Genomic DNA, 24,002 nt, shown 5'->3' with positions numbered 1-24,002 from the left:
GGGAAATGGGTGCTCAGTTACGAATCAACGTGCCTTTCTCGCCCGCCAGGATCTCCGCGCCGTCGGCCAGCGCGCCGATCCCGGCAATGCCGTTGCAGGCTTCAACAAACTCGCGGCAGGCGGCCACTTTTGGCCCCATCGATCCGGCGTCGAACTGCATGCCTCTGAGCAGTTCCGGCGTGACCTGCGCCAGCGGGCGCTGGGTTGGCTTGCCCCAGTCGAGGTACACTGCGTCGGCATCGGTGAGGATCAGCAGGGCATCGGCCTCGATCTGCCGCGCCAGCAGAGCGGCGGAGAGGTCTTTGTCGATCACCGCCTCAATGCCGCGATAACCGTTGGCGTTTTCCACCACCGGCACGCCGCCGCCGCCGTTGCAGATGACCAGGTGGTCGCGCTGAATAAGCGCCGTAATGGCGTCGCTCTCGACGATGCGCTTCGGCTGCGGAGAGGGCACCACGCGGCGGAAATAGGCCCCGTCGACTTTGAACACCCAGCCTTTTTCCGCGGCCAGCGCTTTCGCCTGGGCTTCGCTGTAGACCGGGCCGATGTACTTGGTCGGGTTGCTGAACGCCGGGTCGGCGGCGTCCACTTCCACCTGCGTGAGCAGGACGCTGACCTCGCGCTGGGGCAGATTGTTTTTCAGCGCCTGCTGGAGCATGTAGCCGATCATTCCCTGGCTTTCTGCACCAAGAACGTCCAGCGGGTAGGGAGTGACTTTGTCGTAGGCGCTGTTTTGCAGCGCCAGCAGCCCGACCTGCGGGCCGTTGCCGTGCACCAGCACCACGCGCCATTGCTCCGTTAAGCCTGCGATGGTGCGGGCGGCCTGCTCGATGTTATGACGCTGGATGTCCGCTTCCAGCGGCTCGCCGCGCTTGAGCAGCGCGTTGCCGCCAAGGGCCACAACCAGAGTGGGTTTTCGTTCCATGATGGCTCCTTTAAATTCCGTCGCGTTCCAGTGGGCAGCTCATGCAGCGCGCGCCGCCGCGACCGCGCCCCAGCTCGTCGCCCGGGATCGGCAGCACGGTGATGCCCGCCTTGTCGTATTTCTCGTTGGTCCAGACGTTGCGCTCGTAGCCGATCACCACGCCCGGACGGATGGTCAGGACGTTGTTGGCGTCGTTCCACTGCTCGCGTTCGGCTTCAAAGGCATCGCCGCCGGTGGTGATCAGGCGCACCTGGTTAATACCGAGGGCTTTCTCGATGGCGTGCAGCAGGTCGGTTTCCTGGGTACGCAGCAGGCCGCCGCGTCCGTCCGGGGTGAGCGTCCAGCACTGGGCGTCCTTGCGCAACACTTCCGGGTAAACGGAGAAGGTGTCCACGTCGATGTGGGTCATCACGGTGTCGAGGTGCATGCAGGAGCGATGTTTCGGCAGCTCAACGGCGATCACGCGTTCGGCCTGGCGATGTTTAAACAGGCTGTTGGCGAGGAACTCCACGCCCTGCGGCGTCGTGCGCTCGGACATGCCGATCAATACCGCCCCGCGGCCAATCACTAATACGTCGCCGCCTTCCAGGGTGGCGTGGTCGTAATTAATATTCTCGTCGCCGAAATACTTAATAAACTCGCCATCGGCAAATGCGGGGTGCCAGCGATATATTGCGCGCAGATTATTGGTTTCGCGCTGACGGGCCGGTTTCGCCATCGGATTAATGGACACGCCGTTATAAATCCAGCAGGAGGTATCGCGGGTAAATAAGTGGTTCGGCAGCGGTTTCATAATAAAATCATTCGCCGTGTGGGTATCGACCACCATATTTTTAATAGCCGCCGGAATTTCACCGTAGGTTAATCCGCCGCTTAATCGGCGCGCCAGTTCGCGGTGCGGCATATCCGCCAGCCAGCCGCGGACGTCGCCGGCAAAGGCTGGGCCGAGGCGGTAGTCGGAGATTTGTGTTTCAAGAAGCCAGGCTTTTGCTTCGGCAATATCAAGCGTTTGCGTAAGAAGGTCGGTCAATAGCAGGACTTCCACACCCTGCTCGCGCAGCGTGTTTGCGAAGATATCATGCTCCTCTCCCGCCCGCTCAACCGAGAGCACGTCATCAAATAACAACTCCTGACAATTCGATGGCGTTAAACGTTTAAGACTTAAATTAGGACGGTGCAGCATAACGCTACGCAATTGACCAATTTCAGAACCGACGTAATGCTTTTCCATAATTATTCCTTTAACTGTTTTTCAGAATAAAAAGGGCATGCGCCATTTGATGTATTTAATTTCATGGCGGCTAAGCTCAATTGATTTCGTGATTCATAGTAGGCGCTTAAATAATGGTTATTGTGACGCTGCTCACGCGAAAACCGATATTGAGCAGTTTATTTTCAATTGCATGATTCGTATCAGATAATGATTAATTTCATATTATTACGGGATGAATAGCTAAGCAGGAACGGGTGGCAATATTTGAGGTTGTTATTGTTTTGTAGAATTACATGCTTTGAAATATTTAGTTATGCTGTTGATTTTAATGAATAAAATTTTGCCTCGAGAATAGCTATGCAATAATGACAGTTAACTATTTTTCACTTAAGAGAAATCGATAAATAATTATGGATTTTTAAAGGAAATAACCGAAGTAATAAAGTGTGATGCAACAACAGGTTTTGTGAGTTACGTTTTAAATTCAGCGAGTTAGATAAGTTGCGTAAAGCTTATGAAATGAGGTTATGCATAACGACTGCATAAATGCCTTTATGTAATTAACAGTGAATTAACACATTTTCCGATAAACATGCGCTGGCGCAAATCTTGTCTAAAAAGAGCTGGTATGGGAGAGGCGATTCTCGTATAAAAGATTAAAATGAAACAATGTTTTAATTTGAGGGTTGTATCATGATTATTGGCAATATTCATCATCTCCAGTCCTGGCTACCAGAAGAGCTGCGCCAGGCCATTGAGCACGTCAAGGCCCACGTCACCGACGCGACGCCGACCGGCAAGCACGACATCAGCGGCAACAGCCTGTTTTATCTGGTATCGGAGGACATGACCCAGCCGTTCGCTGAGCGTCGCGCTGAATACCATGCACGCTACCTGGATATTCAGATTGTGCTGAAGGGGCAGGAAGGGATGACCTTCAGCACCCTGCCGCACGGCACGCCGGACACCGACTGGCTGGCTGACAAAGACATCGCGTTCCTGCCCGAAGGCGAGCAGGAGAAAACCGTGGTGCTGAGCGAAGGGGATTTCGTGGTGTTTTACCCGGGCGAAGTGCATAAGCCGCTGTGCGCGGTGGGTGCACCTGCTAAGGTCAGGAAAGTGGTTGTTAAGATGCTGGTGGAGTAACCCTTACCCCTCACCCTAACCCTCTCCCCAAAGGGGAGAGGGGACTTTACCACCCTCGCCCCTTTGGGGAGAGGGCCGGGGTGAGGGGTTAGCGGACATTATGTGATCCAGCTTAAATTTCCCGCACTCCCTCCTCATCTCCCATTTACCTGTGCTTTTTCTCCGTCATAGTATGATCGTTAAATTAATGAACACTGTTCTATAATGTAGAACAAAATGATTCGGCAAGGAGATCACATGCCGCAGTCCGCGTTGTTCACGGGTATCATTCCCCCTGTCTCCACCATTTTTACCGCCGATGGCCAGCTTGATAAACCGGGTACCGCCGCGCTGATCGACGATCTGATCGCTGCGGGCGTCGACGGCCTGTTCTTCCTGGGCAGCGGCGGCGAGTTCTCCCAGCTCAGCGCCGAAGAGCGTAAATCCATTGCCCGGTTTGCGATCGATCATGTCGATCGTCGTGTGCCGGTCCTGATCGGCACCGGCGGCACCAACGCCCGGGAAACCATTGAGCTGAGCCAGCACGCGCAGCTGGCGGGCGCGGACGGCATCGTGGTGATCAACCCTTACTACTGGAAAGTGTCGGAAGCGAACCTGATCCGCTATTTCGAACAGGTGGCCGACAGCGTCACGCTGCCGGTGATGCTCTATAACTTCCCGGCGCTGACCGGGCAGGATCTGACCCCGGCGCTGGTGAAAACCCTCGCCGACTCGCGCAGTAACATCGTCGGCATCAAAGACACCATCGACTCCGTCGCCCACCTGCGCAGCATGATCCACACCGTTAAAGCGGCCCATCCACACTTTACCGTGCTCTGCGGCTACGACGATCATCTGTTTAATACCCTGCTGCTCGGCGGCGACGGGGCGATCTCGGCCAGCGGTAACTTTGCTCCGCAGGTGTCGGTAAATCTTCTGAAAGCCTGGCGGGATAAAGACGTGGCGAAAGCGGCTGAGTATCATCAGACCCTGCTGCAAATCCCGCAGATGTATCAGCTGGATACGCCGTTTGTGAACGTGATTAAAGAGGCGATCGTGCTCTGCGGTCGTCCAATTTCTACGCACGTCCTGCCACCAGCCTCGCCGCTGGACGAGCCGCGTAAGGCGCAGCTGAAAGCCCTGCTACAACAGCTCAAGCTCTGCTGAGTCGGACGATAACGATGACCATTGAGAAAATTTTCACCCCGCAGGACGACGCGTTTTATGCGGTGATCACCCACGCGGCGGGTCCGCAGGGCGCGCTGCCGCTGACTCCGCAGATGCTGATGGAATCCCCCAGCGGCAACCTGTTCGGCATGACGCAGAACGCCGGGATGGGCTGGGACGCCAACAAGCTGACCGGCAAAGAGGTGCTGATTATCGGTACTCAGGGCGGCATCCGCGCCGGAGACGGACGCCCGGTTGCGCTGGGCTACCACACCGGACACTGGGAAATCGGCATGCAGATGCAGGCGGCGGCGAAGGAGATCACACGCAACGGGGGGATCCCGTTCGCGGCCTTCGTCAGCGATCCGTGTGACGGGCGCTCGCAGGGCACGCACGGCATGTTCGACTCCCTGCCGTATCGTAACGACGCGGCGATCGTGTTTCGTCGTCTTATCCGCTCTCTTCCGACGCGGCGGGCGGTGATCGGCGTGGCAACCTGCGATAAAGGGCTGCCCGCCACCATGATTGCGCTGGCCGCGATGCACGACCTGCCGACCATTCTGGTGCCAGGCGGAGCGACGCTGCCGCCGACCGTGGGGGAAGATGCGGGCAAGGTGCAGACCATCGGCGCGCGCTTCGCCAACCATGAACTCTCCTTGCAGGAGGCCGCCGAGCTGGGCTGCCGCGCCTGCGCGTCGCCGGGCGGCGGGTGTCAGTTCCTCGGCACGGCGGGCACCTCGCAGGTGGTCGCGGAAGCGCTGGGTCTGGCGTTGCCGCACTCCGCGCTGGCCCCGTCCGGGCAGGCGGTATGGCTGGAGATCGCCCGCCAGTCGGCGCGCGCAGTCAGTGAACTGGATAACCGCGGCATTACCACGCGCGATATCCTCACCGATAAAGCCATCGAAAACGCGATGGTGATCCACGCGGCGTTCGGCGGCTCCACTAATTTACTGCTGCACATTCCGGCCATTGCCCACGCGGCGGGCTGCACGATCCCGGACGTTGAACACTGGACGCGCGTCAACCGCAGGGTGCCGCGCCTGGTGAGCGTGCTGCCCAACGGCCCGGACTATCACCCGACCGTGCGTGCCTTCCTCGCGGGCGGCGTGCCGGAGGTAATGCTCCACCTGCGCGATCTCGGCCTGCTGCACCTGGATGCCATGACCGTCACCGGCCAGACGGTGGGCGAGAACCTCGACTGGTGGCAGAGCTCGGAGCGCCGGGCGCGCTTCCGCCAGTGCCTGCGCGAGCAGGACGGCGTGGAGCCGGATGACGTGATCCTGCCGCCGGAAAAAGCAAAAGCGAAAGGGCTGACCTCGACGGTCTGCTTCCCGACGGGCAACATTGCGCCGGAAGGATCGGTGATCAAGGCCACGGCGATCGACCCGTCGGTCGTCGGTGAAGATGGCGTTTACCGCCACACCGGCCGGGTGCGGGTGTTTGTCTCGGAGGCGCAGGCGATCAGGGCCATCAAGCGGGAAGAGATTGAGCAGGGCGATATCATGGTGGTGATCGGCGGTGGACCGTCCGGTACCGGCATGGAGGAGACCTACCAGCTCACCTCCGCGCTCAAACACATCTCGTGGGGCAAAACGGTGTCGTTAATCACCGATGCGCGCTTCTCGGGCGTGTCGACGGGCGCCTGTTTCGGCCATGTGTCGCCGGAGGCGCTGGCGGGCGGGCCGATAGGCAAGCTGCGCGATAACGACATCATTGAGATTGCGGTGGACCGCCTGACATTAACAGGCAGCGTAAACTTTATCGGTACTGCGGACAACCCGCTGACGCCGGAAGAGGGCGCGCGCGAGCTGGCACGGCGGCAGGTGCATCCGGACCTGCACGCTCACGACTTTTTGCCGGACGATACCCGGCTGTGGGCGGCATTACAGTCCGTGAGCGGCGGCACCTGGAAAGGCTGTATTTATGACACCGATAAAATCATTGAGGTAATTAACGCCGGTAAAAAAGCGCTCGGTATTTAATTATTTTGTGAGAGAAAATCGTCTGCGGAAAATAGTCCGCGGGCGGTTTTTACGTGTCTGCAATTTACTAATTTAAACAATAAGTTGCGATATATCGTTGACGTCACAAAAGCGAAATAACGTAATTCAGAAATAAGATATGACCATTGCTGGTTAATTGAACAGCTCATTACACTCCATTAACACGATGTTGTAATTCAGCACACTACATAAGGGTGTAATTCTGATGACGCAATTAACCATGAAAGACAAAATTGGCTACGGGCTGGGTGACACCGCCTGCGGCTTCGTCTGGCAAGCCACGATGTTCCTGCTGGCCTATTTCTACACCGACGTGTTTGGCCTCTCCGCGGGCATTATGGGGACGCTGTTTTTAGTCTCCCGCGTGCTCGACGCCGTGACCGACCCGCTGATGGGGCTGCTGGTAGACCGCACCCGCACGCGGCATGGCCAGTTTCGCCCGTTCCTGCTGTGGGGCGCCATCCCGTTCGGCATCGTCTGCGTACTGACCTTCTACACGCCGGACTTCTCCGCGCAGGGCAAAATCATCTACGCCTGCGTGACCTACATTCTCCTGACCCTGGTCTATACCTTCGTTAACGTCCCGTACTGCGCCATGCCGGGCGTCATTACCGCCGACCCGAAAGAGCGTCACGCCCTGCAGTCCTGGCGTTTCTTCCTCGCCGCCGCGGGGTCGCTCGCTATCAGCGGCATCGCGCTGCCGCTGGTCAGCATCATTGGCAAAGGCAACGAGCAGGTGGGTTATTTCGGCGCCATGTGCGTGCTGGGGCTGAGCGGCGTGGTGCTGCTCTACGTCTGCTTCTTTACCACCAAAGAGCGCTACATCTTTGAAGTGCAGCCGGGTTCGTCAGTGGCGAAAGACCTTAAGCTGCTGCTGGGCAACAGCCAGTGGCGCATCATGTGTGCCTTCAAGATGATGGCGACCTGCTCCAACGTGGTGCGCGGCGGGGCGACGCTCTACTTCGTGAAATACGTGATGGATCACCCGGAGATGGCGACCCAGTTCTTACTCTACGGCAGCCTTGCCACCATGTTCGGCTCGCTCTGCTCCTCCCGCCTGCTGGGCCGCTTCGACCGCGTTACCGCCTTCAAGTGGATCATCGTCGCTTACTCGCTGATTAGCCTGCTGATTTTCGTCACCCCGGCGGAGCACATCGCCCTGATTTTTGCCCTCAACATTCTGTTCCTGTTCGTCTTTAACACCACCACGCCGCTGCAGTGGCTGATGGCCTCTGACGTGGTGGATTACGAGGAGAGCCGCAGCGGACGCCGCCTCGACGGGCTGGTGTTCTCCACCTACCTGTTCAGCCTGAAGATTGGCCTGGCGATTGGCGGGGCGGTGGTGGGCTGGATCCTGGCGTACGTGAACTACTCCGCCAGCAGCAGCGTGCAGCCGGTCGAGGTGCTGACCACCATCAAAATTCTGTTCTGCGTGGTGCCGGTGGTGCTCTACGCGGGCATGTTCATCATGCTTTCGTTCTACAAGCTCACCGACGCCCGCGTGGAGGCCATCAGCCAGCAGCTGATCAAGCACCGCGCGTCGCAGGGCGAGGCCGTTCCCGACGCTGCGACAGCCGCATCCCATTAACCGGAGGCAACATGGAAATTACTAACCCGATACTCACCGGCTTCAACCCGGACCCGTCCCTGTGCCGTCAGGGCGAGGACTACTACATCGCCACCTCGACCTTCGAGTGGTTCCCGGGCGTGCGCATCTACCACTCCCGCGATCTAAAAAACTGGTCGCTGGTCAGCACCCCGCTGGACCGCGTGTCGATGCTGGACATGAAGGGCAACCCGGACTCCGGCGGCATCTGGGCGCCGTGCCTGAGCTACGCCGACGGCAAATTCTGGCTGCTCTACACCGACGTGAAGATTGTCGACTCGCCGTGGAAAAACGGCCGCAACTTCCTCGTCACCGCGCCGTCCATTGAGGGACCGTGGAGCGAGCCGATCCCGATGGGCAACGGCGGGTTCGATCCGTCCCTGTTCCACGACGACGATGGCCGCAAATACTACCTCTACCGCCCGTGGGGGCCGCGCCACCACAGCAACCCGCACAACACTATCGTGATGCAGGAGTTTGATCCGCAGACCGGCACGCTCTCGCCCGAGCGCAAAACTCTGTTTACCGGCACGCCGCTCTGCTACACCGAAGGGGCGCATCTTTATCGCCACGCGGGATGGTACTACCTGATGGTTGCAGAGGGCGGCACCAGCTACGAGCACGCGGTCGTGGTGCTGCGCGCAAAAACCATCGACGGGCCGTACGAGCTGCACCCGGACGTGACGATGATGACCAGCTGGCACCTGCCGGAGAACCCGCTGCAGAAGAGCGGGCACGGCTCGCTGCTGCAGACCCACACCGGGGAATGGTACATGGCCTACCTCACCAGCCGTCCGCTGCGCCTGCCCGGCGTGCCGCTGCTGGCCTCCGGCGGGCGCGGCTACTGCCCGCTGGGGCGCGAGACCGGCATCGCCCGCATTGCGTGGCGCGACGGCTGGCCGTACGTGGAAGGCGGCAAACACGCGCAGCTGACCGTGCCCGGCCCGCAGGTGGCGGAGCAGCCCGCAGCCGCTCAGGGTAACTGGTGGGATGATTTTGACGGCACCACGCTTGACCCGCAGCTACAGACCCTGCGCATTCCGTTCGACGACACCCTCGGCTCGCTTACCGCCCGCCCGGGCTACTTACGGCTCTACGGCAACGACTCGCTCAACTCGACCTTTACCCAGTCGACCGTGGCGCGCCGCTGGCAGCATTTCACCTTCCGGGCCGAGACGCGGATGCAGTTCTCGCCGGTCCACTTCCAGCAGAGCGCGGGGCTGACCTGCTACTACAACAGCAAAAACTGGAGCTACTGCTTTGTGGACTACGAGGAGGGGCAGGGGAGAACCATCAAGGTGATCCAGCTCGACCACAACGTGCCGTCGTGGCCGCTGCACGAGCAGCCGATTCCGGTGCCGGAACAGGCCGAGAGCGTATGGCTAAGGGTGGACGTGGATACGCTGGTCTACCGCTACAGCTACTCGTTCGACGGCGAGACGTGGTACACCGTGCCGGTGACGTATGAGGCGTGGAAATTGTCGGACGACTACATCGGCGGGCGCGGCTTCTTTACCGGTGCGTTTGTGGGACTGCACTGCGAGGACATCAGCGGCGACGGCTGCCACGCGGACTTCGACTACTTCACCTACGAGCCGGCATAGCCCAGTGCGCGTGAGAGCGCGAGCCCGGCCTGCTGAAGCTCCTCGCGGAAATTAGCCAGCTCGGCGTCGTCCACGCGCGAGGTCAAGGTCGACAGGCTCAGGGCGGCAATCACGCGGGATTCGTGGTTCCACACCGGCACCGCCACGCAGCGCACGCCCTGCTCGTTCTCTTCGCTGTCCAGGGCATAGCCCTGCTCGCGGGTCTGCGCCAGAGCGGCCATTAATGCTTCGCGAGAGGCGAGGGTGGAAGGGGTATAGGTGGTGTACTGATAGCCCTCCAGCAGGGTGTTCAGCTCGGCCTCGCCCAGCCAGGCAATCAACACTTTGCCGATGGCGGTGGCGTGAACCGGCAGGCGGCGGCCGATCCGCGAATAGGCGATGGCGGCCAGCTTGCCTTCAATCTTCTCGATATAGACCCCTTCACGACCGTCCAGGATCCCCAGATGGGTGGTCTGCCCGGTCCGCTGGGACAGCTCCGTCAGCCAGCCTTTCGCCTTCTGGCGAATATCGATCGAGCCCACGACGAAATGACCGCGCTCAACCAGCTTCATGCCGAGGCGATACTTGCCGTTCTCCGGGTTCTGATCGATATAGCCGTGAAGCTGGAGGGTTTTCAGCAGCGAGTGGAGGGTACTCTTGCTCAGCCCCATCAGTTTGCTGATGTCGGTGATCTTAAGCTCGGTGGCCTGCTCGTTGAACAGGTCGAGGATCTGCAACGCACGTTCAACAGACTGAATAATCGGCATAATGCTGGCATGTCCACGCTGGAATGAAGGCGAAAACGTACCTTTTTCGGGGTGAAAAATCAATGAAATGGCGCCGGTGTTCTCCCTCTCCCCGTGGGAGAGGGCCGGGGTGAGGGCATAAGGCCGCATCGTTGCCTGATTCGCCCGGCGGCGCTACGCTTGCACGGGCCTACGGGTTGTGTTTTCTCCCTCTCCCTGTGGGAGAGGGACGGGGTGAGGGCATCAGGCCGCATCGTCGCCTGATTCGCCCGGCGGCGCTGCGCTTGCACGGGCCTACGGGCTGGGTGTTCTCCCTCTCCCCGTGGGAGAGGGCCGGGGTGAGGGCACCAGACCGCATCGCCGCCTGATTCGCCCGGCGGCGCTACGCTTGCACGGGCCTACAGGTTGGGTGTTCTCCCTCTCCCCGTGGGAGAGGGCCGGGGTGAGGGCACCAGACCGCAGAGGAGTCAATCACTCCCCAAGCGTCGCCACCATCACCGCCTTAATCGTATGCATCCGGTTTTCCGCCTGGTCGAAGACGATACTCGCCGCCGACTCAAACACCTCGTCCGTCACCTCCATCCCGCCGTGCAGGTCGAACTCCTTCGCCATCTGCTTGCCAAGCGTGGTCTGGTCGTCATGGAACGCGGGCAGACAGTGCAGGAACTTCACGTTCGGGTTGCCGGTCAGCGCCATCATTTGCGCGTTCACCTGATACCCCCTCAGCAGCGCAATCCGCTCCGCCCACTTCTCTTTGGCTTCGCCCATCGACACCCAGACGTCGGTATAGATAAAGTCCGCGCCCTTCACGCCCGCCGCCACGTCTTCCGTCAGGGTGATTTTCCCGCCGTGCTTTTCCGCTAGCGCACTGCACTCCGCCACCAGGCTCTCTTCCGGCCAGCAGGCTTTCGGTGCCACCAGACGCAGATCCAGCCCGGTCAGTGCCGCCGCCTCCAGCATCGAGTTGCCCATGTTGTTGCGCGCGTCGCCCGCGTAGACCAGCGTCATCTCGTTAAACGCCTTGCCCGGCAGGTGCTCCTGCATGGTCAGCAGATCCGCCAGCAGCTGGGTCGGGTGGAACTCGTTGGTCAGCCCGTTCCACACCGGCACGCCTGCGTACTGCGCCAGCGTCTCGACCACTTCCTGGCCGTGACCGCGATACTGAATGCCATCGTACATCCGCCCGAGAACCCGTGCGGTATCCTTAATTGACTCTTTATGCCCAATCTGGCTGCCGCTCGGCCCTAACCAGGTGACGCGCGCGCCCTGGTCAAATGCGGCAACTTCGAAAGAGCAACGTGTACGGGTTGAGTCTTTTTCGAAGATGAGCGCGATGTTTTTTCCAGTAAGCTTTTGTACTTCCTTGCCATTTTTTTTATCGGCTTTGAGCTGTGCGGCAAGAGTCAGCAGAGAAGTGAACTGAGCAGGGGTAAAGTCGAGCAATTTCAGAAAGTGTTTCTTGTACAGATCAGACATTTTATCCTCACATGGGAACGCCACTTATTGAATTAAAATTCACTTTATATGTGTAATTATTCATTTGCAACCCCGTTTCACAAATCTTTCCAACAAAGGTGGAGGCAAACCCGTCCGTGTGTGAAAATAGAAGTATCTGCCGCACTTTAAAGAGGATTGACCCATGGCAAACCCGGAATTACTGGAAGAGCAACGCGAAGAGACGCGTCTGATTATTGAAGAACTGCTGGAAGACGGTAGCGATCCGGACGCGCTGTACACCATCGAACACCATTTCTCTGCGGACGACTTTGAAGCGCTGGAAAAAATGGCCGTGGAAGCCTTCAAGCTGGGTTACGAAGTGACCGAGCCGGAAGAGCTGGAAGTGGAAGAGGGCGACACCGTCATCTGCTGCGATATCCTGAGCGAAGGCGCGCTGAAGGCGGAGCTGATCGACGCGCAGGTAGAACAGCTGATGAACCTGGCCGAGAAGTTTGAAGTGGAATACGACGGCTGGGGAACCTACTTCGAAGATCCGAACGGTGAAGACGGCGAAGAAGGCGACGACGAAGATTACGTCGACGAAGACGACGACGGCGTGCGTCACTAAGCGTTTCAGGCGGTGGCACGCGCCACCGCTTTTTTCAAGGCAGAACCATGGATTACCCGCAGATACTCGCCCCCGTACTCAACTTCCTCCAGTGCCCGACCCCGCAAGCATGGATTGATAAAGCCCGCGACCCGGCGAACCTGCCGCTGCTGCTCACCGACCATATGGTGTGCGAGCTCAAGGCCGCCCAGACCGCGCTGTTACTCGTGCGTAAATACGTCGCCGACGAAAGCGGTGCCGATGCGCTGCTCGACTGGCTCAAGCCCTACGAACAGTTCACCTTCCGCGACGGCCCGGAGCCGGACTTCATCGCCCTGCACAGGCAGATTGGCAAAAGCGTGATGCCCAAAACCGACGACCCGTGGGGACAGGCGCTCATCGACAGCATGGTGCTGCTGATTAAAGAGGAGCTGCACCACTTCTGGCAGGTGCGCGAGGCGATGCTGGCCCGCGACATTCCCTACGTCAAAATCACCGCCAGCCGCTATGCCAAAGGGATGCTGAAGGACGTGCGCACCCACGAACCGCTGACACTAATCGACAAGCTCATCTGCGGCGCCTACATCGAAGCCCGCTCCTGCGAACGCTTCGCCGCGCTGGCCCCGTTCCTCGACGACGACCTGCAGAAGTTCTATCTCTCGCTGCTGCGCTCGGAAGCGCGCCATTATCAGGACTACCTGACGCTGGCTCAGCAGGTGAGCGACGACGATATCTCACCGCGCATACAGCTTTTTGGCGAAATTGAAGCCACACTTATCTCGACACCGGACCACGAGTTTCGCTTCCACAGCGGCGTGCCGGTGTAAACCGGCATAACTCAAGGATAAGGATGCGAGATGAATAAAAAGTGGACCCGTATTGTGATTATCGTCATTGCGGCTGCCGCCGTGGCGTTCTGGGTGTTTTTCGACAGGCAGCGCGCCCCGGAACGGCAGATGGATAACGCCCTCAACGCGATGCCCGCCTGGCAGGTGATTAAGGAGCAGGAGCCCGCGCTGCATCAGCGCATCCTCGACCAGATGGCCGCCCTGCAAAAAGCGGGCGAGCCGGAGCAGCAGATTATCGACACCATCCAGCCGCAGATCCTGCATCTGCAGATGACGCGCCTGCAAAACGCCCCGGACGCCAACGTGGTGAACTACATGACCATCAACATGGAGCAGACCGCCGCCATCCAGAAGGTGAGCGACGACGCCTGCTTCCGCTTCCTCTACCCGATGGTGAAGGGCGGCATCAACCCGATGCGCATGCTGGATAAAGATTTGATGGCGCGGCGCATGCAGGCCGACGCCGACATGATGCGCGCGGCCTACGGAAAAAATCGCCACACCGTGACCCAAGCCGAACGCGAGGCGGCAGTCGAGGACGTGCGGCCGATTATGAAAGCGCTTGCCGATAAGTACGGTGAGGACATCCAGCTGCTGCAGATGCCGGAGAAGGCGGCGGGCAAAGAGAAGCTCTCCTGCGATATGGTGCAGGAGATGTGGGCCAAGGTGCTGGCGCTGCCGGAGCAGAAGGCGGCAGGGGTGATTCGGCTGGCGGTGTCTGAGCTGGAGTGACGAAGGGCGCTGGTTTTTTGGGCACTTAGCGCGGGTTTCGCGCGTCGTCGCTTGCATGGCGGCGCGCGACAGGTATAATCCACAACGTTTCCGCATCCCCTTCAGTGCCGAAGTGGCGAAATCGGTAGACGCAGTTGATTCAAAATCAACCGTAGAAATACGTGCCGGTTCGAGTCCGGCCTTCGGCACCAAGTCACTAAATTCCTTACAATACAGCTAATTAGACTATAAAATCTGTCTCTTTTGCCTGTAAGAAATGCTCTGTTATGTCCCTTGAAAAAGCCGCTGTGGTTGATAGTGGTAATTGGGATGTTAACTCATAGCGGCGTGTAGTTCCAAGCGTCAAACACGTACTGACTCAACTTGAAAGCTATGACGTAGCCACCGTCTCTAAACAATCCCAAAAACTTTTAGTGAAGCGCATTTTAGCCCGATGCCCCCGTTCTGTCGCCGTCGCGAGACGCCGCAGGGGATAAACAGGTTTATGGTGGTCACGGTACTTGCAGACCATATGCAAGCTCTGCCAGCGGTTCGGCCTCGCTCCCCTTGGGTACATGGTCATCCTGATAAGCCTCACTAACTGACATAACTGTGATGTAGTCGCCAGAGGCTCCGCTTGTTGCTGTACCACCAACGGGGCTTTTGGTATAAATTTTCTTACGATCAGTAAAACGCTACCACAAGGCTAATCTCGATGGATGCTAGTTATGTAAGATCAATTGAAAATACAATGATGTGCTTGGCCACATTCTCACGGTCTATTAATTCTTTCTATGCGCTGAGCGATAACTTGCAGTATTTGGACTATGGGACTGGAAACTTAGTTCCTTATCAGAACATCTGCAACGCATTGATAAGTGATGCGGCTATAAACTGGTGCAAAGTTTTTGGTTCTAATAATGAGAGTACCCACTGGAAATATATTATTGATGATCATGAAGATTTTCGTAGTATTCTCTTTGATGAAATTGGGCTAACTAATGCTGAGTTTACAGTCTACTGGAAAAAGATGACTGATTTTAGAAGTAATATTATTGCCCATTTCAATTATGATTTTTTCTTAGAAGGAGCTACTCCTGAATTTGATACGGCAATAGCAGTGGCTTGCTCTGCACATAAATATTTGCGGGAACATTTACCTGCTGGTGTTAATTATACAGGGCCAACTGATTTGAAAGTTTACGGTCAGGATGTTGGCAGGGCTGTTTTGAATAAGATAATACTGTGAGGGTGAAAAATGTCTGGTGTTTTATCAAGTGCGGCGGCAGCAGTTGGGATTATTGATAAAGCTGTAAATATTGCTAAGAAACTATCGAATGAAAGTAATGAAATTGATACGGCGACACTTAAATTGGAATTGGCAAATATTATGAGTGAGCTGGCAAATGCGAAAATAGAAATCATAACAACGCAAGCATTGTTGTTCCACTCAGAGCAAAAGAATAAACAGCTTGAGGAACAATTGGAAGAGAAGCGAAAATTCAGTTTTATTGATGGTGTGTACTGGATTGATGGGGACTCTACGGCGTTTTGTCCGAAATGTTTTGAGAATGAGCATAAAAAAATACATATGCAGTCCCGTGAAAGAATGTACGCGGGTTTGGGGACGACGATAGAAAAACCTAACTGGTATTGCCGCGTGTGTAAAAGTACGGTCGACCGCATAGTTAACAGCTAAATATTTATTTATGTTGTGACAGCCATTTCTTGTGCCATTTAGCAGCGGTACGGTAGGTTATCCTCATTATGTAAGCAACCGCTAATGGGGTTGCTTTTGCATCATATAGCATGAACATTGCTTTCGCACCTTCTTGACTAAATGTACCATTACTCTTAGTGTTTTTCGGATGGCCGGGTTGTACCGTATCCATAACTTCAGGAGGAATGTTGCGGATTATTTTATTTGTAGTTTCTATTGTAATATTCAACTTATCAATCCCAGCATTAACCTTTTTCTTTAACCGCTTAATCTCCTTAAGGTATGCTTGTTCTGCGGCATCAAATGCCAGTGTGTTAAAAGACAACTCAAAGGAAAATGACTTTTCCATCATTTTTCTTTCTATCTTCTTTCTAAGATTTTGTACGCGCTGGACTGCCGAGTAATTATATTTTGCTATTTTGTGTCCGTTAGGGAGGTCATACTCCGCCAGATTTGAGTATGCACCAATATCTATGGTTATTCTATGGATCTCATGGCCTATAGTATTACGGTAGTCAATCAGTTCTCTCAGTTGTGAGCTTTCTTCTTGTGTTATGACACCCTCTGAAATGAGTAAGGCATGTGCTTTTTTAAAAGTAATTTGCTCTACGTTATTTGTTGTGGATTGCGTGTTATCAATAATTTTTCTTAGGCGTTTTGTAACTTTCACAGAACTGATAATAAAACCTTTAAGGTTTTCTACATAGAAAAGCACTAACACCATTTCTAGCGCTCGAAGTTTAAGTACATCTGCTTCTAAAGTGGTTACGGTACGACCATGTGGGCGATATCTTTCCATTCCTGAAAACTCCCCATTCAACCATCAGCATAATAGTTAGTAGCTTCTCAGCTTGAATAATCTGTAGCCTCAAGTCAACCATGATGGATGAGCAGTGTGTATTGAGTCCTTTTGTAGCTAAAGCTATTACAGATATTCCCGGCTTGAAAAATTGCACGTTTATGGTTGCCCCTCCCTCAACTGTATAGCTCGCCCGCGCCCCCGTGCGCATGTGCGTGCCCGCGCGTCAGGGGTCGCTGAGAAAACCCTAAGATTTTGCTCATCCGAGACAACCGTTGCAGGCGCGCGTTGCCGGGGCACACTACTAGTGTTTGATGGTGTCATCAATCGTTCGATTCTTGCTACCTGTCTGAGTGATTACTATCTGGTGTCATCAATTTAGGGTTTGACTAAATGCTACCATCAATGCAAAGATGCTACCGTTTTGTGATACCAGATGGGTGAGGTGAAGCATGAGGACTTTTATCTACTGCCGCGTTTCAACACGCGAGCAGGATACGCAGAATCAGGTGCTGGCTATTGAGCGTGCCGGGTACACGGTGCCTGAGAGCAGGGTAATCAGCGAGGACATTTCCGGCAGCGTTCAGGCTATGCAGCGCCCTAAGTTTCGAGCGATGGTTGAGCATAAGCTGGAAGCGGGAGATCAGCTTGTCGTGCTGAAACTGGACAGGCTGGGGCGCGACAACATCGACGTGCAACAGACCATCGACATGCTGTTAGAACGCGGCGTGAAGGTGGTGTCTCTTGACCTGCCAGCGCGTGATCTGACTTCATCTGAGGGCAAGCTAATCCGCCAGATGTTTGGAGCCTTTGCTGAGTTCGAGCGAAACCGTATCCGTGAGAGGACGCTTGACGGGCTGGAGAAGGCGAAAGCCAATGGCGTTAAGCTGGGACGCAAGGAAGCCACCGACACCACTCAAAAGGTGCAGGAGCTGCGGAGTGAGGGGCTGTCTCAATCGAAGGTAGCTAAGCGTCTCGGCGTTAGCGTGAGCACCGTTAAACGCCACTGGAACAAGGGCGAGGGATGATGACCTACAAGCGAATGAGGTGCTACGACTGGCCGTTACTGGGCTGTGGGTGATGGATGACCTACAGCTTTTGTATTTATTTCAGAGGGTTATGTTATACGTAATATCATAACGATATGATTTATAATGTATTTTCGTGTTACTTGCGGCTCTCGATGTGAAGAGGTGGCGGGGCTTTAGCCGTGCCATACGATGAACATCGAGATCAGATTGTGAATGTGATTTATCACTGAACAATTCGAGGGATGGGGCAGGGGAAGGGATCAAAGGCTGTGTTGTCCATCTACGAAGCCAGACGAGACGCGGGCTGGTGCTGCTTGGTTTGCTTTAAAATTGCATTTTAAATGCATGTACAAAAAAGGGTTCTTCCCCTACATCCCCATCTCCTAATCAGTGTTATCGCTTTTCGCTCTACACTGGCTGCGCTTCTCGCGTCCGCTAGTCCGCTTTCATTCGCCTTCGGCTCATTCATCGGCCTGCGTCCGCTGCTGATGCTCGGCCCTCCACGCAACCGTGCTTGCCGGGCGGTCAACGCGGCGGGGAGGTGTAGTGGGACGGTACTCTGTATCGGTATTACTTAAACAGATAATTGCTGGGATAGAAATGATTATTGAAATAGAAGAAAGGATTGAATTATTACAGGGAAGTATAAATAGAAAACACTAATCCAGATAAATATTAAAAGTATTATTCAGCTTGGTAATTGTTATAACTGTTATACAGCGTATCTCCGTTCGTACCGCTCAATCACTCATCGTATTCGATGACAAGTCATCTCATACTCTTCGTTCTTCGCCGACTGGCTTATCGTTCGCTACGCTCACTGCCAGTCGCTCACTCCGATACAACTTCTTAAAACCATTATACAAATAGCTGTCAAGAAAATTAAAACTGATAATTCCGATCAATTTTAATTTATTGATCTGTGAAATTTATAAGTAATAAAGATAACCGTTTAACTAACTGTATTTATTAATGAAATTTAAAGGTGTCTAATAAGAAGGACAGATACCATAAAACGCCTACAAATCCACACTTGAGTAGCCTACATCACCGTGTCTGCTAACTCCTTACCAGTAGTGGATTGTGGTGTGGTTGCTTTAGAAGACGGCTACTGTGGGAAGACAAGCCCCGGATAAATGAGAGCTACTAATAAGGGAAAGGCTACCGACCACTAGAAACTTGTACTAAGGCAGACTGAAACCGCAAACCCGCCTACTCTCCATCTCGCTGCAATGCCCGCCGTGTCTGCATTTAATCCAAATTACTGGATGAAGATCACTACTAAAGAGAGACAGAACCCCGACGCCATTGCAATGATGGTAACTACTAAGAAGGACAGACTGCCACACTCTCGGCGTTTCCATCCTACGCCCCATTCTAAACTCACCTTAATTTCTGGAGATTTCACCATGCCAACGAATCTACGCCGCCTGCTTGCGCAGGCTGCCGACGCTGACCCGCTCAATACTGCGGATGCAGATGTACAGCAAATGATCGCTGACGGGATTGTTATTCGACGTTCCAAGATATGCCCCGTAAAGCGTAAACCCGTTAAGGCGGCATACAACACAAAGACCGAAGAGTTTTATTACAATGCTGATGGCTCCGCTATGACCCTGCGGGAGTGGCGAGCGCTGCACGGTGTTCAACCGAAGAAGCAAAAACAGCGCTCTGACACGGGGTTGCGGCAAGTCATCCAGCCGGGCGACGCAATCCACTGCCGTCGCGCTGAGATTGAGCAATGGCTTAATAAGAAGCCCGTTCGTTATGTTGAACCACTGCCGCCAGATTTTCCCGGCGTTCGCGTTGACGATGCCGCATTGAAACCGCGCGAGCACGCCGTGCCGGAGTCAACAACCGGACAGAATGCTTTTCTCAAAGCCTGCCGCGAGTTCCTGATTTGCGACGATGCCACCCTGAAAAGAATCAATCGTGGCATGAGCAAACTGGAAACAATGCGTCGTGCTGACTTCGCCCGGTTGGGTGACAGCCCGGAGTTTCGCCAATTATGGTGTGGGGAACCGAAGCCAACGGAAGATAATTTCAATACGAAAAACCTTCACTGTGATGCAGGTGGCTCGACGCTGCCGCCAACTGTGCCGCCACTGACAACCGCGCCGTACCAGTTCAAAGAGCTGGTTCGTTGTGACCGCTACGCGAGCGCCGCTTTGCCGCCGCCACTTGATTCGCATAGCGGGGACGAACTGAAATGGAGGCCGGGGCAGACTGCTGTTGCCGAAGCCGTGTTTCGTCATGGTCGTGATGTGCTGGCGGTGCTGCCAACTGGTTACGGTAAGACCGCAGCGTTTACCTATCCGCTGCTTTACGAATCTCGCGCTGGCATTGGCCTGACGGTCATCGTTGTTCCCACGAACACATTAAAGCGCCAACTTCTCGCCCAGCTTCACGACGTTGGTATTCACGCTGTGGCCTTTGGCGATAAGCTGCCACGCCACCGCAATGCGCAACAGTTGGCGGGGCTGGCTGCTGGTGCATTCCGGGTAGCTGTCGTTTCACCTGAACATCTTGTTCCGTCGAGTCAGGTTCTCGCGGCGCTGATGGCTTATGGCGTTGATCGTTTTATTATCGATGAGGGGCATACGGTTAAAGACTGGGATTTCCGCCCGGCGTATGATCTGATGCAATACACATTGCAGAATGCTTTTCCCTCTGCTCAGCGCTGCGTGTTTACGGCTACCCTGCTGCGTGAGAAAGAGCGTGAGCTGATGGCCTCGCTCGGCTGCCGTGACGATTACATAACATTTCGCGCTGACATTGCCCGCGAGAGTATCCAGCTTATTCCAGTTCGCCAGTGCGTGGAGCCGCACTTTGCCGCTGCCGGACTGGTCGAAGCATTGCCGGAGGATGAAAAGATTCTGGTGCTGGTGAACGATCTGAAAACGCTGCGTGCGTATCTGAAACATTTCGGTGACAGAGCAAGGCTGTACCATTCAAAGACACAATGCCTGCCCCGTGAACAGCGTCACGCTAACGCTGAGTGGTTCGCCTCTACGCCGGGCGCGATTCTGGTGGCGACCAAAGCTTTTGGCCTCGGAGCTGATATCCCTGACGTGCGTAACGTAATCGTGACTTATATTCCTGATGACCTGCCCGATATGGTGCAGATGATTGGCCGTGCTGGACGCGACGGACAACCTGCCCGCGCGTTTCTGCTGTGGTCATCACTGGCGCTCGGTGCAGCATCTGATGAGCTGGCGGCGTTGTACCGCCCTGAAAACTGCAATTGGGGTTACATCTCCCGCTTCCTCTGAGCTGACCAGCTCGCCTGTTTAAATTCCCTTCTGGAGAAATCCTTATGCCTGATGAAACCGTGCTGCATCGCGCGGGGCGTTCTGACGCCCTGCTTAATGCCCAACTTGCGTTTGCCTTGAACGGCTATTCCTTTGATGGATTGGCCGAACGTCATATTCAGACCCTTAATCGTGAAGCCATCCTTCGCGATGTATCTACACCGCTGGAGCGATATTGCCTGCTCAATGACTGTGAGCCTTGGGAATGTATCGCTGCGGTATTGAACCGATTTCGACGCCGGGAGGATGGCTCTCGTATTTGGCCGACCTACCGCATGGCTCGCGAGATCTTCAACGGGACTGTTCACCCTGCCGACAAGACGCGCGACGAGATATTTCAATCCGTGCAGCGTCGCCTGTTTTTACCAAAACCAGTACATGCCGAAGTCATTCAACACCTGCGTGCAATGGGACTAACTGGAGACAACCACCAATGACGAAATCTGAGTTTGAAGCTGGCACGTGGGAATTAAAAACCCTGCTGCTGGGTGCGCTAACCCGCAGGCTCAAGGAAGACGAAACGGGCGAGGCTCGCATGGCCGCTGCCGAGTTGTCGTCCTGCGTGAACTTCCTCAAGCAAAACGCCGCCGATGCGCCAGACGCATCTTTCAACAGCGTGTTCCCGGAGGACGATGACGAATGACGCCCGCACAGTTCCGGCGCTGGTTTTCCTCACTGCCTGAAAAATACCAGCGCGTAGCCCGTTCCATGTACGACGACGCCCGCAAGACGGGAACACACACCGCTTCCAGCCTGCTACTCATTCGCACGCTGGTAGAGGGCCGAATCAAATTTGATGAGAGATTTCCAAAATGACAACCACCAGTAACGCAACCCTGACCATTACCGACATCCAGCACATCAACCGCTTGTGCATTGTTGAGCACATGAACAACGCGCAGATTGCCGATGCCACTGGTTTCAGTCTGGCAGATATCGACGCAGTAATCCGTGGCGTCTATGTCGATGACTTGGCCGAAAATTGGAAAGACGATGCTGATATCACTCTGGCGGAGTACAACGCCATCCGCAGCCGCTATAAGCCCGGCAAGCTGCACCGCGATACAGAGTTTATGATTGCCCGCGATATGCTGATTCGCCCTGAGACTGTGCTGGCTATCGCCCATTCCCGCTTTAGCAACGTCCACACGCACCCAGTGCCGAAAGCCGTCAAAGCAAAGCCGGGGAAAGCGAAAGTAGTGCGCAAGTTGGTGCCTACTGATTTAGATGAAATCCACAAGTTAGAGCGCTTCGGTTGGCCTGCTGCGGAGATGGCCGGGAAGCTGGGCGTCCCTGTTGAAGTCGTCGCGCATGTGCAACGCTGTCTGAGAAATCGTTGGTCGTACCCGGATACTCTGGAGTCTGTTAACTCCAAATTCAGCGAGGCTGAATGATGGCAGAGAACGAACCGCTGCACCCCGCCGTTAACCCTGATCTCTACGTGAACCTTGACGAACAGCGTGAAGGGTACGCCCCGTTTGAATCACGGGGTTGGGATGTGCTGACGCAGAACCTGTCCGGGGAAGGGCGAACTGACCCCGGCCAAACACTAAACCAGAATCCGAAACAACGCCCGCGCGGCTCCGTTGGTGAGCGTCGTTGGCTACGCCGTCACGGGCTTATTTAACTGAGGATTATTTCATGAGCACCATCATTTTAATGGAGCCACGCCGCGCGGCTGATTGCGGGCAACAACTGAAATTCATTGCTGATGCCTTGAATCTTCGTCAAATCGATTTGGCTCATGTGTACCAGATCGACAGACAAGATCTCGGCAAGGCGTACCACGGGCAGAAGATGATTCCTGCCCGATGCGTACACGCGCACATGCTTTTACTTGAACTGGCACACCGCCGAGTTACATCACAAGAGGTTGCATAATCATGGCTGACCAGAATGTTAATCCGTACCTTTCCGGTGCTGATGCTGCATCGCAGCAATCGCCATACATGGCTGCACCTGTTGGAGTTGACAATGGAGCATCCCGCTTTAGCTCTGCGCCTGCTGATGCTGATTTCCTCCGTACCCAACCCGTTAACGGCAATGATGGCGGACAATGGAATAATGGCAATATCGCAAATCAGCAAGACCAGAACGCTGACAGCGCTGGGGCGCAAGTGGGCGACACACTGCAATTACAGGATGGCACCACTGTTGAGTTGACTCCTGAACTTCATGGGCTGATGGGGCAGTTTCACCAGTCTGTCGAAAGCCAGCTAGGTCAGGGTACAGTTGACGCGATGTTGCAGTACGCTGGCACGCTCGACGCCGGGACGCAATCAACCCTTGAACGGATGGTCATGTCTGGCGATCCCGCGCAGATGTCGCGTGCGGTTCAGTATCTGCAAGAGCGTATGGCTGGCGGTTCCATTACCGGTTACGTCCCGAACGGCCAGACTGCCGCGCAACCTGTCGGAATGTCACATGCTGAGTTTATAGCAGCGTATGACCAGCTTTCGCAGTGGGCGCAGCAATCAGGGTATGGCCCCGGCCATCGCCAGTACGATGAACAATACCGCGCTCTGGTTGCGCAGCGCTCCGCTGGCAAACGTGCTGGTCGCTAACGCCCAACTGTGGAATGCGCCCTGCAAGACCGAGTGCGCACCGACCCGGTACTACCACACCAATCTATGCGCATGAGTCCCCGCAAGCCGCATTCTGCGCGGCATCTGAAAGCCTGTTTTTAATTAACCGAGGTTCGTAATGAGTACCTGTAATTTCCATGCTGTGGAGCGTGTCGCTGACGTGCGCCCGGATTTCGCCTTGCCGCTGGGTAGATGTGATCATGTTTACCCTGAGCGTGTGCCGCACGTTTTCAATCCAGACGAAGCGGTTTATATCGTTGCACGGTCTGCCACATCCGGCACCCGCACATCTGGCGTTAGCCGTGGGCTTTCCCCTGTGCTGCCGCCGAAGATGGCCGAGCGGATGCGCGAACGTGAACGGCACGAGAAGAATCGAGCCAGACCCCGCAAGGTAATCACTGAGGCGATACGCGCTGACATTATCGTTCGCTCTGCAAAAGGCCAGAAGAATCGTTACATTGCAAGCAAGGTTGGCGTGTCTGAAACCTCTGTGCGGAAGGTGTTGAACATGGCGCGTATGAGTGCGCACTAATGCAAGGTAATACGTTCGCCTTACTTCACGCGCACTAACCCCTGGGAACCGCG

At 55.5% G+C, this 24,002-nt stretch carries 24 protein-coding genes, 1 tRNA gene and 1 pseudogene; 20 read left to right on the top strand and 6 right to left on the bottom strand.

Annotated elements, in window-relative coordinates; all coding sequences use genetic code 11:
- Positions 1 to 13 precede the first annotated feature (13 nt).
- The gene (arcC, locus tag IPZ49_RS03250; protein WP_063146631.1) at positions 14 to 925 is read right to left on the bottom strand and encodes a carbamate kinase; all 912 of its coding nucleotides are present in this window, start codon (positions 923 to 925) and stop codon (positions 14 to 16) included.
- Between the two features lie 10 nt (positions 926 to 935).
- Entirely contained in the window at positions 936 to 2,156 is a 1,221-nt protein-coding gene (gene arcA / locus IPZ49_RS03245; protein ID WP_063146630.1) for an arginine deiminase, read from the bottom strand.
- A 675-nt stretch (positions 2,157 to 2,831) separates the two neighbouring features.
- Here arcA and IPZ49_RS03240 point away from each other — a divergent pair.
- The 5 genes from IPZ49_RS03240 to IPZ49_RS03220 all read left to right on the top strand — a co-directional run bounded on the left by IPZ49_RS03240 (position 2,832) and on the right by IPZ49_RS03220 (position 9,643).
- Positions 2,832 to 3,284: a YhcH/YjgK/YiaL family protein gene (locus IPZ49_RS03240; protein ID WP_022646886.1), complete on the top strand. Its 453-nt coding sequence runs from the start codon at positions 2,832 to 2,834 to the stop codon at positions 3,282 to 3,284.
- Positions 3,285 to 3,521: 237 nt separating this feature from the next.
- Positions 3,522 to 4,430, top strand: coding sequence for a 2-keto-3-deoxygluconate aldolase (gene yagE, locus IPZ49_RS03235; protein WP_046621051.1), 909 nt, complete (start codon positions 3,522 to 3,524; stop codon positions 4,428 to 4,430).
- A gap of 14 nt (positions 4,431 to 4,444) precedes the next feature.
- Positions 4,445 to 6,412, top strand: coding sequence for a xylonate dehydratase YagF (gene yagF / locus IPZ49_RS03230; RefSeq protein ID WP_063146629.1), 1,968 nt, complete (start codon positions 4,445 to 4,447; stop codon positions 6,410 to 6,412).
- 226 nt (positions 6,413 to 6,638) lie between these two features.
- Entirely contained in the window at positions 6,639 to 8,021 is a 1,383-nt protein-coding gene (locus tag IPZ49_RS03225; protein WP_063146628.1) for an MFS transporter, read from the top strand.
- 11 nt (positions 8,022 to 8,032) lie between these two features.
- Positions 8,033 to 9,643 (top strand): glycoside hydrolase family 43 protein, encoded by a 1,611-nt coding sequence (locus IPZ49_RS03220; RefSeq protein ID WP_063146627.1) that lies wholly within the window; start codon positions 8,033 to 8,035, stop codon positions 9,641 to 9,643.
- Here IPZ49_RS03220 and xynR read toward each other — a convergent pair.
- The 3 genes and pseudogenes from xynR to IPZ49_RS23070 all read right to left on the bottom strand — a co-directional run bounded on the left by xynR (position 9,628) and on the right by IPZ49_RS23070 (position 11,908).
- Positions 9,628 to 10,389, bottom strand: a complete 762-nt coding sequence (xynR, locus tag IPZ49_RS03215) for a DNA-binding transcriptional repressor XynR (RefSeq protein ID WP_063146657.1) — start codon at positions 10,387 to 10,389, stop codon at positions 9,628 to 9,630. The genes IPZ49_RS03220 and xynR overlap by 16 nt on opposite strands.
- 450 nt (positions 10,390 to 10,839) lie before the next feature.
- Positions 10,840 to 11,844, bottom strand: a complete 1,005-nt coding sequence (argF, locus tag IPZ49_RS03210) for an ornithine carbamoyltransferase (protein WP_032625248.1) — start codon at positions 11,842 to 11,844, stop codon at positions 10,840 to 10,842.
- A pseudogene (locus IPZ49_RS23070) lies at positions 11,814 to 11,908 on the bottom strand (hypothetical protein). Before IPZ49_RS23070 ends, argF begins: the two are co-directional and overlap by 31 nt.
- Before the next feature lie 99 nt (positions 11,909 to 12,007).
- Between IPZ49_RS23070 and rraB the strand changes: the two are divergent.
- The 6 genes from rraB (at position 12,008) to IPZ49_RS03180 (ending at position 15,670) form a co-directional block, all read left to right on the top strand.
- Positions 12,008 to 12,433: a ribonuclease E inhibitor RraB gene (rraB, locus tag IPZ49_RS03205; protein ID WP_017694625.1), complete on the top strand. Its 426-nt coding sequence runs from the start codon at positions 12,008 to 12,010 to the stop codon at positions 12,431 to 12,433.
- Between the two features lie 47 nt (positions 12,434 to 12,480).
- Entirely contained in the window at positions 12,481 to 13,239 is a 759-nt protein-coding gene (miaE, locus tag IPZ49_RS03200) for a tRNA isopentenyl-2-thiomethyl-A-37 hydroxylase MiaE (protein ID WP_032625253.1), read from the top strand.
- 30 nt (positions 13,240 to 13,269) lie between these two features.
- Positions 13,270 to 13,992 (top strand): hypothetical protein, encoded by a 723-nt coding sequence (locus tag IPZ49_RS03195; protein WP_032625255.1) that lies wholly within the window; start codon positions 13,270 to 13,272, stop codon positions 13,990 to 13,992.
- Positions 13,993 to 14,098: 106 nt separating this feature from the next.
- A tRNA-Leu gene (locus tag IPZ49_RS03190) sits at positions 14,099 to 14,183 on the top strand.
- Positions 14,184 to 14,686: 503 nt separating this feature from the next.
- On the top strand, positions 14,687 to 15,220 hold the full coding sequence (locus IPZ49_RS03185) for a hypothetical protein (RefSeq protein WP_063146626.1): 534 nt from the start codon (positions 14,687 to 14,689) through the stop codon (positions 15,218 to 15,220).
- Positions 15,221 to 15,229: 9 nt separating this feature from the next.
- Positions 15,230 to 15,670 carry a hypothetical protein gene (locus IPZ49_RS03180; protein WP_063146625.1) on the top strand — a complete coding sequence of 147 codons (441 nt, stop codon included), beginning with the start codon at positions 15,230 to 15,232 and terminating at the stop codon, positions 15,668 to 15,670.
- 4 nt (positions 15,671 to 15,674) lie between these two features.
- Here the strand turns inward: IPZ49_RS03180 and IPZ49_RS03175 are convergent, their stop codons facing one another.
- The gene (locus IPZ49_RS03175) at positions 15,675 to 16,490 is read right to left on the bottom strand and encodes a hypothetical protein (protein ID WP_063932813.1); all 816 of its coding nucleotides are present in this window, start codon (positions 16,488 to 16,490) and stop codon (positions 15,675 to 15,677) included.
- A 452-nt stretch (positions 16,491 to 16,942) separates the two neighbouring features.
- Here IPZ49_RS03175 and IPZ49_RS03170 point away from each other — a divergent pair, with 452 nt between their 5' ends.
- The 9 genes from IPZ49_RS03170 (at position 16,943) to IPZ49_RS03130 (ending at position 23,949) form a co-directional block, all read left to right on the top strand.
- Positions 16,943 to 17,518, top strand: coding sequence for a recombinase family protein (locus IPZ49_RS03170; protein ID WP_023277344.1), 576 nt, complete (start codon positions 16,943 to 16,945; stop codon positions 17,516 to 17,518).
- 1,412 nt (positions 17,519 to 18,930) lie between these two features.
- Positions 18,931 to 20,793, top strand: coding sequence for a DEAD/DEAH box helicase (locus IPZ49_RS03165; protein WP_063146623.1), 1,863 nt, complete (start codon positions 18,931 to 18,933; stop codon positions 20,791 to 20,793).
- Positions 20,794 to 20,837: 44 nt separating this feature from the next.
- Positions 20,838 to 21,269, top strand: coding sequence for a hypothetical protein (locus IPZ49_RS03160; RefSeq protein ID WP_074143124.1), 432 nt, complete (start codon positions 20,838 to 20,840; stop codon positions 21,267 to 21,269).
- Positions 21,266 to 21,475 (top strand): hypothetical protein, encoded by a 210-nt coding sequence (locus IPZ49_RS03155; RefSeq protein ID WP_063146621.1) that lies wholly within the window; start codon positions 21,266 to 21,268, stop codon positions 21,473 to 21,475. Before IPZ49_RS03160 ends, IPZ49_RS03155 begins: the two co-directional genes overlap by 4 nt.
- A 169-nt stretch (positions 21,476 to 21,644) precedes the next feature.
- Positions 21,645 to 22,226, top strand: coding sequence for a hypothetical protein (locus IPZ49_RS03150; RefSeq protein ID WP_063146620.1), 582 nt, complete (start codon positions 21,645 to 21,647; stop codon positions 22,224 to 22,226).
- Complete coding sequence (locus tag IPZ49_RS03145) at positions 22,226 to 22,459, top strand: hypothetical protein (RefSeq protein ID WP_063146656.1); 234 nt, start codon at positions 22,226 to 22,228, stop codon at positions 22,457 to 22,459. Before IPZ49_RS03150 ends, IPZ49_RS03145 begins: the two co-directional genes overlap by 1 nt.
- A gap of 14 nt (positions 22,460 to 22,473) precedes the next feature.
- The gene (locus tag IPZ49_RS03140) at positions 22,474 to 22,713 is read left to right on the top strand and encodes a hypothetical protein (protein ID WP_001598182.1); all 240 of its coding nucleotides are present in this window, start codon (positions 22,474 to 22,476) and stop codon (positions 22,711 to 22,713) included.
- Positions 22,714 to 22,715: 2 nt separating this feature from the next.
- A complete protein-coding gene (locus tag IPZ49_RS03135; RefSeq protein ID WP_063146619.1) occupies positions 22,716 to 23,396 on the top strand; it encodes a hypothetical protein in 681 nt (226 codons plus the stop codon).
- Between the two features lie 139 nt (positions 23,397 to 23,535).
- A complete protein-coding gene (locus IPZ49_RS03130; protein WP_023277338.1) occupies positions 23,536 to 23,949 on the top strand; it encodes a hypothetical protein in 414 nt (137 codons plus the stop codon).
- Positions 23,950 to 24,002: the final 53 nt, after the last annotated feature.

Origin of the sequence: Enterobacter cloacae complex sp. S2, from assembly GCF_015159675.1 — a bacterium.
Classification (GTDB): domain Bacteria; phylum Pseudomonadota; class Gammaproteobacteria; order Enterobacterales; family Enterobacteriaceae; genus Enterobacter; species Enterobacter intestinihominis.
This window is presented reverse-complemented; position numbering and strand designations above follow the sequence as displayed.

Excerpts from the sequence above, each read along its gene's own strand:
- yagE (WP_046621051.1), top strand. The coding sequence starts at position 3,522 with ATGCCGCAGTCCGCGTTGTTCACGGGTATCATTCCCCCTGTCTCCACC.
- IPZ49_RS03240 (WP_022646886.1), top strand. The coding sequence starts at position 2,832 with ATGATTATTGGCAATATTCATCATCTCCAGTCCTGGCTACCAGAAGAG.
- IPZ49_RS03165 (WP_063146623.1), top strand. The coding sequence starts at position 18,931 with ATGCCAACGAATCTACGCCGCCTGCTTGCGCAGGCTGCCGACGCTGAC.
- arcC (WP_063146631.1), bottom strand. The coding sequence starts at position 925 with ATGGAACGAAAACCCACTCTGGTTGTGGCCCTTGGCGGCAACGCGCTG.
- IPZ49_RS03185 (WP_063146626.1), top strand. The coding sequence starts at position 14,687 with ATGGATGCTAGTTATGTAAGATCAATTGAAAATACAATGATGTGCTTG.
- IPZ49_RS03140 (WP_001598182.1), top strand. The coding sequence starts at position 22,474 with ATGAGCACCATCATTTTAATGGAGCCACGCCGCGCGGCTGATTGCGGG.
- rraB (WP_017694625.1), top strand. The coding sequence starts at position 12,008 with ATGGCAAACCCGGAATTACTGGAAGAGCAACGCGAAGAGACGCGTCTG.
- IPZ49_RS03170 (WP_023277344.1), top strand. The coding sequence starts at position 16,943 with ATGAGGACTTTTATCTACTGCCGCGTTTCAACACGCGAGCAGGATACG.
- IPZ49_RS03175 (WP_063932813.1), bottom strand. The coding sequence starts at position 16,490 with ATGGAAAGATATCGCCCACATGGTCGTACCGTAACCACTTTAGAAGCA.
- IPZ49_RS03195 (WP_032625255.1), top strand. The coding sequence starts at position 13,270 with ATGAATAAAAAGTGGACCCGTATTGTGATTATCGTCATTGCGGCTGCC.
- IPZ49_RS03225 (WP_063146628.1), top strand. The coding sequence starts at position 6,639 with ATGACGCAATTAACCATGAAAGACAAAATTGGCTACGGGCTGGGTGAC.
- arcA (WP_063146630.1), bottom strand. The coding sequence starts at position 2,156 with ATGGAAAAGCATTACGTCGGTTCTGAAATTGGTCAATTGCGTAGCGTT.
- IPZ49_RS03135 (WP_063146619.1), top strand. The coding sequence starts at position 22,716 with ATGGCTGACCAGAATGTTAATCCGTACCTTTCCGGTGCTGATGCTGCA.
- yagF (WP_063146629.1), top strand. The coding sequence starts at position 4,445 with ATGACCATTGAGAAAATTTTCACCCCGCAGGACGACGCGTTTTATGCG.
- IPZ49_RS03145 (WP_063146656.1), top strand. The coding sequence starts at position 22,226 with ATGGCAGAGAACGAACCGCTGCACCCCGCCGTTAACCCTGATCTCTAC.
- IPZ49_RS03155 (WP_063146621.1), top strand. The coding sequence starts at position 21,266 with ATGACGAAATCTGAGTTTGAAGCTGGCACGTGGGAATTAAAAACCCTG.
- miaE (WP_032625253.1), top strand. The coding sequence starts at position 12,481 with ATGGATTACCCGCAGATACTCGCCCCCGTACTCAACTTCCTCCAGTGC.
- argF (WP_032625248.1), bottom strand. The coding sequence starts at position 11,844 with ATGTCTGATCTGTACAAGAAACACTTTCTGAAATTGCTCGACTTTACC.
- IPZ49_RS03130 (WP_023277338.1), top strand. The coding sequence starts at position 23,536 with ATGAGTACCTGTAATTTCCATGCTGTGGAGCGTGTCGCTGACGTGCGC.
- IPZ49_RS03180 (WP_063146625.1), top strand. The coding sequence starts at position 15,230 with ATGTCTGGTGTTTTATCAAGTGCGGCGGCAGCAGTTGGGATTATTGAT.
- xynR (WP_063146657.1), bottom strand. The coding sequence starts at position 10,389 with ATGCCGATTATTCAGTCTGTTGAACGTGCGTTGCAGATCCTCGACCTG.
- IPZ49_RS03160 (WP_074143124.1), top strand. The coding sequence starts at position 20,838 with ATGCCTGATGAAACCGTGCTGCATCGCGCGGGGCGTTCTGACGCCCTG.
- IPZ49_RS03150 (WP_063146620.1), top strand. The coding sequence starts at position 21,645 with ATGACAACCACCAGTAACGCAACCCTGACCATTACCGACATCCAGCAC.
- IPZ49_RS03220 (WP_063146627.1), top strand. The coding sequence starts at position 8,033 with ATGGAAATTACTAACCCGATACTCACCGGCTTCAACCCGGACCCGTCC.